Genomic DNA, 8,406 nt, shown 5'->3' on the forward strand with positions numbered 1-8,406 from the left:
CCGTCTTGCGCCCGTACCCGGATGACGCCCTCGCCGCGCACCACACGGCCGGTGTGGACGACCCGCACCAGCGACGGCGGCTCCCAGCGGGTGATCGTCATCGTGTCCAGGAACCCGAACGGCCGCACCCCGGTGTATGCCTCGACGGCGTGCTCGCCCACCTGCCGGGCATCGGTCATGAACATCCACTCCCGGTGCCGGTCCCAGTCGGTGACCAGCGCGAACACCTGTTCCGGCGGTGCCGGTACGTGGACGGCGGCGGCCACGTACACGGGCCTCACTCGGACCCCCGGGGCGGCTGCGAGGTCAGCGGCACAGGGCTCCTCCATCGTTTCCGCCGTACGCCGGCGCTGCGGCGATTATGGCAGGCGGCCCTGGCGGGACCTCAGGCGGGCGGCCAGTGTCTGAGAACGACGTCGAGTGCGTCCAGCGCTCTGGACCACGAAGTGTCCACGTCGCGCGGGTGGTGGTGGAACAGGCCCGCCGTCTCCAGAGACACATATCCGTGGAGTGCGCCGCCCAGCAGCCGTACCGCATCCGTCTGGTCGGGGTCCGGCAGTTCATAACCGCGCAGTATCGCCCGGGTCATCTCCGCGTGGCGGCGTGCCGCGCCGGCGGCCGCCGCCTCCGGGTCGAGATCGATCTGCATCGCGGCGTACCTGCCCGGATGCTCCTTCGCGTAGTCCCGGTAGGTGTTGGCGAAGGCCACCAGCGCGTCCTTGCCCGCGCGGCCGGCCAGCGCGGCGCCGGCCCTGTCGGCGAGCTCGGTCAGGGCCAGCTCAGCCACTCTTTCCCGCAGGTCCTGCGCGTCCTTGACGTGAGCGTACAGGGCGGCGGGCTTGACGCCGAATGCGCGCGCGAGCGCCGAGACGGTCACGTTCTGAAAGCCGATCTCGTCGGCCAGGTCCGCCGCCGCCCGGGTCAGGCGCTCCGCGGTCAACCCCGCGCGTGCCATGTGCCGTCCCTCTCCCCAACTTACAGGCTTTAATTATTTGCATAATACCCTTAAGCAGAGCTAGCCTCCCCGCTCATGAGACCCGTCACCGAGCGCGACATCCGCGCGTCATTCATCAACTGCTCCAAAGGAGAGACCAAGCGTCTCAACCTCCCCAAAGACTTCACCGACAGCCCCTGGGAAGACCTCGACTTCCTCGGATGGCGAGATCCAGGTGCGCCCGAACGCGCCTACCTGGTGGCCGAACGCGATGGCGGCCTCGTCGGGATCGCGCTGCGGGTGACCTCCAGCGCGTCGCGAGGTTTCACCTCACGCAGCATGTGCTCGCTGTGCCTGACCACACACACCAGTGGCGGCGTAGCGCTGATGACCGCGCGCCGGACCGGCGAGGCCGGCCGCCAGGGCAACTCGGTCGGGCAGTATCTCTGCACCGACCTGGCATGTTCCTTGTACGTACGCGGGAAGAAGGAGGCACCAGGGGACGGAGTCATCGACGAGTCCCTCACCCCGGCGGAGAAGGCCGCCCGTACGCAGGCCAACCTGTCGACCTTTCTGGACAAGGTGGCCGGATGACAGCCTGGCGTTCACCTGCCTCGTTCGTGATCGCCGTTCAGGCGTGCCAGTCGGTGACTCCGCCCGGCACCGGCGCGCCCGGCTCGTACGGGGTGCGGGTGAAGATGAACGTGTTGAGGTCCAGATGGTCGGCCGCCACCCGCAGCGTCTCGCCGGCGTAGTAGCCGTCCAGCCCCAGCCACGTCCCGTCGGGCTGGGCCACGAACCGCGAGGCCCGCCCGCCGCCCCCGACCGGCTCCAGCGACAGCCCGCGTTCGGGCAGCAGCCGCAGCGTGTACGGCTTGGGCCCCCAATGCCACAGCCCGGTCAGCGCCAGCAGATCGGGATCGGCAGCGAGCGGCTGCCATTCGTGCGGCAGGCGCGGCTCGTACTCCTGCAGGATGTCCAGCAGGTCGGTCAGCAGCGTGCCGCTCATCCCCGAGGTGGTGTTGGCCATGAACAGCACCCCGACTCCGTCGGCGGGATCGGCCCACACGGTAGCCAGGAATCCCGGCATCGACCCGCTGTGGCCCGCCAGGCGCCGCCCCGAGACCCGGGCCAGCTGCAGGCCGAGCCCGAAGCCGCCGGTCCAGGCGTCCCCGTCGTCCACGCCGGCCGGCTCGCGCATCTCCGCGAGGGTGTCCGGGCTCAGCACGTCGCCGGTCTCGCCGCCGACGAACGCCGCCCACCGCCCCAGGTCGTGCGGCGTCGACCACAGCTGCCCGGCCGGCCCCATCGCGTCGGCGTCGTGCTCGGGCTCGGCCAGCACGACATCGGCGTACGGGTGGACGGCGTAGCCGGTGGCATGCGGGGCGCGCGGCCGGGCGGTGGTGTCGTTCATGCCGAGGGGCTCGAGCACCTCGGCCTGCAGCGCCTTGAGCCAGGTGGTGCCGCGGGCGCGGGCGACGAGCTCGCCGAGCAGGGCGAAGCCGACGTTGGAGTAGTGGAAGCGCCGCCCCGGCCGGTGCTTGAGCTCGCCGGGCCCCAGGCGTTCGAGCAGGTCGGCGACGGGGACGCCGGGGGTGCGCTCCCACCAGGCGGTGGGCGGTTCGGCGGTCAGTCCCGCAGTGTGCGACAGCAGCTGGGCGATGGTCAGGTGGCCCAGCGGTGTGCCCGGAAGGTGCTCCTCCAGCGTGTCGGACAGCCGTAGCGCGCCCTCGTCGCGCAGCCGCATGACCACGACGGCGACCATGCTCTTGGTGATCGATCCGATCCGGTACTGGGTGGCGGGGGTCGGCGGCGCGCCGTCCACCCGGCCGCGCCCGCCGAACCACGCCGGCCGCCCGTCGCGCACGATCGCCGCCGTCAGCGACGGCACTCTGCATTCGGCCTGTTCGACGGCCAGCCTGCGCAGCAGGGCGCGCGCCGTCGCATCTCCCACCTGACTCATGGGCGACAAGAGTAGCGGTTAGATGAGCACCAGCCGCGGGCCGATCAGCTCGCCCTGGTGCGGCTGGGGGTGTGCCTGGTCGTGGTAGTAGTGGCCGGCATACCAGACGACGACGTTGGCGCCGTTCAGGCTCTCGCCGTTGAGGAAGCGGTTGATGGCGGCGCGGTCGCGCGGGCCGGGGTTGCCGTCGTCGAGCTCGCGCGGGTGGTGGCGCAGGAACCACAGGTCGGATACGCCGTAGGCGTCGGCGGTCGCGTCGAAGGGGCCGGGGTGGATCTGGTAGCCGCGGCCGGAGGCCTTGTCGCGTACCTGCCAGTAGAGGGCGGGGTGGCGGCGTTTGCGGCTGGTCTCGCGGATGATCGGCACGGGTTCGGGGATGATGGAGCCGGTGTCGTCGATCTGTTCGATGACGTCGTTGCCGGCCCCGTCGATGTCGAAGTCGAGCCGCCAGTAGGCGTGGTGGCGGTGCACCAGGCAGGTCATGGGGTTGGCGGTGGCCGCGAACCCGAAGCGCGGGCTGATGTCGCCGTTGTCGCCCAGGCGCCAGTCGCTGGCGTAGCGGTACCAGCCGGCGGCCAGCTCGCTGACGATCCGCAGCTCCTGGCCGTCGTGGTGGAAGGCCACGCCCTGAAAGTTGCCGGCGTCGGTGGAGGGGCGTTCCAGGATGGTACGGGGCGGGCGTTCGCACAACCGCCAGCCCCAGCCGACCGGGTCGGTGCCGACGGCGTTGAAGCGGGTTTCGAAGCTGGCGTCGTCGCGGAAGGTGGTGCCTTCCTCGTATTCGACGTTGAGGACGGGTACGTGGGCCTGGCGCAGCACGAGCCGGCCGCGGTAGCGGACCTCGCGCAGTTCGACGCCGCCGCCCACGCCCGGGTTCTGCGGTGCCGAGGCGCGCGGCCGTACGACCAGCAGGTTCCACAGCTCGGTGGCGCCGCGGTGGACCCGTACCCGCACCTGGTCGGGGCCGCCGTGGTCGGTCAGCGCGTCGACGCCTTCGGGGACGCTGTGCTCGCAGTCGGCGTGCATGCGCACGTTGACGCCGGCCGGTGTCCAGTCGACGGCGCGGCCGGCGAGGTCGACGGCGACGATGCGGTGGCGCAGCCCGGTGGGCTCGCCCGGCGTGTACACCCCGAGGGTGGGGCGGCGCACGGTGGTGCCGTCGGGGTTTTCCAGGTCGGCCAGCGGCGGCATGGGCCGGTAGACGACCACGTCTTCGCCGGTGGGGAAGCGGGGGTCGGCGCGCAGGATCGCGGCGGCGGCCACGAGTTCCTCGCGGCTGGGCGGCGGCCGGTGGGCGCTGGGCCGCAGCTCGGCGCGTTCGGGCCGGTCGAGGGTGCCGCGCAGCTCGACGGCGCGGTTGCCGACCGGGTCGAACACAGTGGCCTGGAACGGCGCGTTCTCGCCGGGGTCGTGGCCCAGGCCGGGCGCGAAGGCCACGGTGAGCCTGGCCGGGTCAGCGACCTCCAGCGCGGCCAGCACCTCGGGGTGCTCGGCCACCGCTTGGCGCAGTTGCTGCGCGGTCAGGCCCGCGCGGGGGACGGCTTCGATCGTGACGCGTACCTCGTCGCTCATGTGCTGTCTCCTGGGCGCGGGTGGCCGGCAAAAGGCCGCTGTGGCGTTATCGGGATGGGACGGCACGGCGTTAGCGCCCCGCCAGCGGTGGGGCGCTGGAGACTCATTCGGCGGGTGTGGGCTGCGCGGCCTCAGGCAGGATCTCGAACTGCCGGGCGATGGCGGTGAAGAGGGACTCGTCCTCCTCCGGGACCGCCGATCCGCATCCCACCACGAACCGCACGTCGTCGCGTACGACGAAGTACTCGCTCACGGCCCAGATCCGTCCCGCGTCGTGTTTGGCGAAGGTGAGCCGCGCGCCGGTGATGCCCGCGACCTCGGCCTCCGTCAGTTCGAACTCCGAGAACCCGGCGGCTTCGAGCGAGTGCCGGGCCATCTCCGCCGCCTCCGTCGCCGTCGTCTGCGGGCGGTGGAACGCCGGGCGGAAGACAATGATGCTGTGCCGTCTATCGGAGCGGTCGCCGTACCGGGCGGTCTCCCACGGGCTGTTCTTCAGGTTGGGCGGCCGCTCGTCCCACCCCTGTGGGACGTGGATGGCGTAGCCGAACTCGGGCTTGACGAAACGCTGCCACTGCACGATGTGCTCCTTGGCGTCGATGCGCCGGAGGTGGAGGAGGGCAGCAGTGTAGGACTCCCCGGTACGCCGGGCGCGTTCACGTACGCGCCGCTTGAAGTTCTTGTTCGCTGTCATCCTGACCCTCGGCGACCACGGGCTCGTCCCCCGGCGAAGAGCCCGTGAAAGAGCAGATGATCAGGATCCGAGGATCAGTCCCCTTTGCCTCCACCGAGCAGCCCCGCCGGGAGGGCTGAAGGAGGTTGGGCGGTGGATCAACGCCTGGTTCAGGGTAAGCCGCCCAGATCCGGGATCGCAACATAAGATCGCCAAGAGTGATCGCCTGGATCCGTACGGTAATACACGCAACCGTGACCATCAGGGCCAGGCCAGTTCGGCCAGGCCGCCGTCGTCCTGTTCGCTCGATCATCGCGTCCGGGCGGGCGGGATGCTTTGCTCGGCGTCTTGCTGTGCGTCGTCATCGCGCTGGTCGTCAAGCTCGCCTACGACCAGTTCGCGTAGTGGCCACGAGCGAACCTCATCAGGGCAGCACCTACCGAGATCCGGTCCGCCTCGGGGGCAGCCAGGATCAGACCGTCGACCGTGACCGGGACCAGCCGGGCCGCCACGCTGGATTCGCCCTGCAACGTACGGGCCCGTTCGGAGTCGTGATCACGTGGCTGGGAAAGGACTGGACGGGATGATGCTCGGGCTTGTAGCTTCCAGTTGACCGTGACACCGCCCGAGGAGGTGAGACCCATGAACGCTGTATCGATGTGGGTGCTCCCCCTTCCCGTCACGGCCGGGCGATTGACGTAGGTGTCGCCGGGAGCGCCTCGCCAACAAGGCACTCCCGAAAGGCAACACCTATGCACTCTCCGCAGTTCACCGCCGAGCCGCCGCCGAACGACAGGGTCGAGCGTGACTCCACGGTGGGCGACATCCCCGGAGTTCTCTGGTCGCAGGCCTCCGGCGCCGATCGCGCGCCCCTCATCTTCGATGTGATCATTGCCGGGTGCGGGCCGACCGGTGCGATGCTGGCCGCCGAACTACGGCTACACGATGTGCGGGTACTCGTTCTGGAGAAGGAAACCGAGCCCAAGTCGTTCGTCCGCATAGTCGGTCTGCATATTCGCAGTCTCGAGCTGATGGCAATGCGCGGACTGCTGGAGCGCATTCTCGAACACGGAAGACAGCGTCCGGCCGCCGGTTTCTTCGCCGCCATCCCCAAACCCGCGCCCAAGGGCCTGGATTCCGCGTACGCCTATCTGCTGGGCATCCCGCAGCCGGTCATCGAACGGCTGCTCGAAGAGCATGCGATCGAACTGGGTGCGCAGGTCCGGCGCGGTTGCGCGGTCGCCGGTTTCGAGCAGGACGACGAGGGTGTGACCGTCGAGCTGTCCGACAGGGAACAGCTGCGTTCGCGCTACCTCATCGGCTGTGACGGCGCGCGCAGTACGGTGCGCAAACTGCTCGGCGTCGGCTTCCCCGGCGAGCCCTCACGGACCGACACGCTGATGGGCGAGATGAAAGTGGGCGTGCCGCAGGAAGAGATCGCCGCCAAGGTGACCGAAATCCACGAGACCACTAAGCCATTCTGGCTCAGGCCCTTCGGCGAAGGGGCATATAGCGTCGTAGTCCCCGCCGCGGGAGTCAGCGACCGCGCGGAACCGCCCACCCTCGAGGATTTCAAACAACAGTTGCGCGCCATCGCCGGAACCGATTTCGGCGTGCACTCCCCGCGCTGGATGTCCCGCTTCGGGGATGCCACCCGGCTGGCCGAACGTTATCGGGTCGGGCGGGTGCTGCTGGCCGGCGATGCGGCACACATCCATCCACCCACCGGCGGACAGGGCCTCAACCTGGGCGTTCAGGACGCATTCAACCTCGGCTGGAAACTGGCCGCACAGATCCGCGGCTGGGCCCCGGGAACACTGCTGGACACCTACCAGGCCGAACGTCATCCGGTCGCCGAGGACGTGCTGGACAACACCCGCGCCCAGATGGAACTGCTGTCCGCCGAACCGGGCCCGCAGGCCGTGCGCAGGCTGCTCACCGAACTGATGGACTTCGACGAGGTGAACCGCTATCTGATCGAGAAGATCACCGCGATCGGCATCCGCTACGACTTCGGCGAAGGCCCCGACCTGCTCGGCCGCCGCCTGCGCGACATCGACGTGAAACAGGGCCACCTCTACGGTCTGCTGCATCGCGGCCGCGGCCTGCTGCTGGACCGCACCGAACGCCTGACCGTCGGCGGCTGGTCAGACCGGGTCGATTACCTCGCGGACCCCGCTGCGGAACTGGATGTCCCGTGCGTCCTGCTACGCCCCGACGGCCACGTCGCCTGGATCGGCGACGATCAGCAGGACCTGGACGACCACCTCTCGCGCTGGTTCGGCAAGCCCGCCAACTGATTTCGCCTGAGCAACCGAAAAGGCCCGTGAGAAGGATCGGAACGGCCAGCAGCGACTGACCATCGGAAGGCTGGAAGCAGCATCAGCCGTGGTGCTCTGGCGCCAGGGTCGGCCTGCGAGGAGGGTTAGCCTCCGAGTGACGACCGGAAGACGGCGGAAGAGCACCGCGGGGTGGATCGGCGCAGACGTCCGCGCGACGGCGCGGACCCTTGAATGGGCGGAAGTCTCAGTCGATCGGGCTGGGCTGGTCGGGACCGTCATCGCGTCAAGGCAGCCGTCCCGGACACGCCGCACGCCCAACGACCGGCCAAGGAGCCCCATCATGACCCCGCTCGAACGCACCCTTGCCAGAGCCCTCACGGAGATCGTCATCAGGCTGGATCTCAGTGACGACGACGCCATCACGCCCGAGGCCACGATGGAGGTGCTCGAGCCGGTGATCGCCCTCCTGCAGGACCTCCCCGAGCAGGACCGGAAAGCCCTCGCCGATCTGATCAATCAGTGCGCCCAGGAGGAAACCGACCCTGACCGGCGTCTGACGGCCTGGGAAGCGCCCGAAACCCTGGATCTCCTGCTCTGAAAGCCTTGAACCGGGGGAGAATACGGGCGGCCGACGCCCTGGCCGCCTTCCTGGCCGCTCTTCACCAACCCGCCCCCGAAGGAGGTGGACACCGCCGGCCAGGGCCGCGGAGGGCCGCTGGCCGGTTCCTCCGAGTGGGTCGCCCAGCAGCTCGCCTCGGCCACCGAGCTGGGGCTCATCCCCGACCCGGACGCCGTCCGCGCGGTCTGGGACGACGCCGCCGCCGCGCCCGGCTGGGACGGCCCGGCGCTATGGCTCCACGGCGACCTGCATCCGGCCAACATCCTCACCGCGGACGGCACCATCTGCGGCGTGATCGACTTCGGGCCCTGTTCGCCGGCGATCCGGCCGTCGACCTCGCCGCCGCCTGGACTCTGCTGCCGGACG

At 69.9% G+C, this 8,406-nt stretch carries 9 protein-coding genes; 4 read left to right on the forward strand and 5 right to left on the reverse strand.

What is annotated here, in order from left to right; all coding sequences use genetic code 11:
• Together AB0J09_RS47685 and AB0J09_RS47690 are read right to left on the reverse strand one after the other, a co-directional pair.
• Nucleotides 1-281: SRPBCC family protein (locus AB0J09_RS47685; RefSeq protein ID WP_360706997.1), on the reverse strand; the 281-nt coding region annotated here is incomplete at its 3' end.
• A gap of 104 nt (nt 282-385) precedes the next feature.
• Nucleotides 386-955, reverse strand: coding sequence for a TetR/AcrR family transcriptional regulator (locus AB0J09_RS47690; RefSeq protein WP_360706999.1), 570 nt, complete (start codon nt 953-955; stop codon nt 386-388).
• A 75-nt stretch (nt 956-1,030) separates the two neighbouring features.
• On the opposite strand from AB0J09_RS47690, the gene AB0J09_RS47695 reads away from it, so the two are divergent.
• On the forward strand, nt 1,031-1,528 hold the full coding sequence (locus AB0J09_RS47695) for an FBP domain-containing protein (RefSeq protein ID WP_360707001.1): 498 nt from the start codon (nt 1,031-1,033) through the stop codon (nt 1,526-1,528).
• Between the two features lie 37 nt (nt 1,529-1,565).
• On the opposite strand, the gene AB0J09_RS47700 is transcribed toward AB0J09_RS47695, so the two are convergent.
• From AB0J09_RS47700 to AB0J09_RS47710, 3 genes are all read right to left on the reverse strand, one after another.
• Complete coding sequence (locus AB0J09_RS47700; RefSeq protein WP_360707004.1) at nt 1,566-2,897, reverse strand: serine hydrolase domain-containing protein; 1,332 nt, start codon at nt 2,895-2,897, stop codon at nt 1,566-1,568.
• Between the two features lie 18 nt (nt 2,898-2,915).
• On the reverse strand, nt 2,916-4,469 hold the full coding sequence (locus tag AB0J09_RS47705; protein ID WP_360707007.1) for a hypothetical protein: 1,554 nt from the start codon (nt 4,467-4,469) through the stop codon (nt 2,916-2,918).
• 103 nt (nt 4,470-4,572) lie between these two features.
• The gene (locus AB0J09_RS47710) at nt 4,573-5,160 is read right to left on the reverse strand and encodes a hypothetical protein (RefSeq protein WP_360707010.1); all 588 of its coding nucleotides are present in this window, start codon (nt 5,158-5,160) and stop codon (nt 4,573-4,575) included.
• A gap of 854 nt (nt 5,161-6,014) precedes the next feature.
• Here AB0J09_RS47710 and rox point away from each other — a divergent pair.
• The 3 genes from rox to AB0J09_RS47725 form a co-directional block, all read left to right on the forward strand.
• Nucleotides 6,015-7,439, forward strand: coding sequence for a rifampin monooxygenase (gene rox, locus AB0J09_RS47715; RefSeq protein WP_360707019.1), 1,425 nt, complete (start codon nt 6,015-6,017; stop codon nt 7,437-7,439).
• 322 nt (nt 7,440-7,761) lie between these two features.
• On the forward strand, nt 7,762-8,019 hold the full coding sequence (locus AB0J09_RS47720) for a hypothetical protein (protein ID WP_360707013.1): 258 nt from the start codon (nt 7,762-7,764) through the stop codon (nt 8,017-8,019).
• A gap of 84 nt (nt 8,020-8,103) precedes the next feature.
• A partial coding sequence (locus AB0J09_RS47725; protein ID WP_360707016.1) for a phosphotransferase occupies nt 8,104-8,406 on the forward strand: 303 nt, incomplete at its 3' end.

It is taken from the genome of Nonomuraea sp. NPDC049784 (assembly GCF_040659615.1).
Taxonomy (GTDB): domain Bacteria; phylum Actinomycetota; class Actinomycetes; order Streptosporangiales; family Streptosporangiaceae; genus Nonomuraea.

Coding starts and splice junctions, on each gene's coding strand:
- AB0J09_RS47690 (WP_360706999.1), bottom strand. CDS start 955: ATGGCACGCGCGGGGTTGACCGCGGAGCGCCTGACCCGGGCGGCGGCG.
- AB0J09_RS47695 (WP_360707001.1), top strand. CDS start 1,031: ATGAGACCCGTCACCGAGCGCGACATCCGCGCGTCATTCATCAACTGC.
- AB0J09_RS47700 (WP_360707004.1), bottom strand. CDS start 2,897: ATGAGTCAGGTGGGAGATGCGACGGCGCGCGCCCTGCTGCGCAGGCTG.
- AB0J09_RS47705 (WP_360707007.1), bottom strand. CDS start 4,469: ATGAGCGACGAGGTACGCGTCACGATCGAAGCCGTCCCCCGCGCGGGC.
- AB0J09_RS47710 (WP_360707010.1), bottom strand. CDS start 5,160: ATGACAGCGAACAAGAACTTCAAGCGGCGCGTACGTGAACGCGCCCGG.
- AB0J09_RS47720 (WP_360707013.1), top strand. CDS start 7,762: ATGACCCCGCTCGAACGCACCCTTGCCAGAGCCCTCACGGAGATCGTC.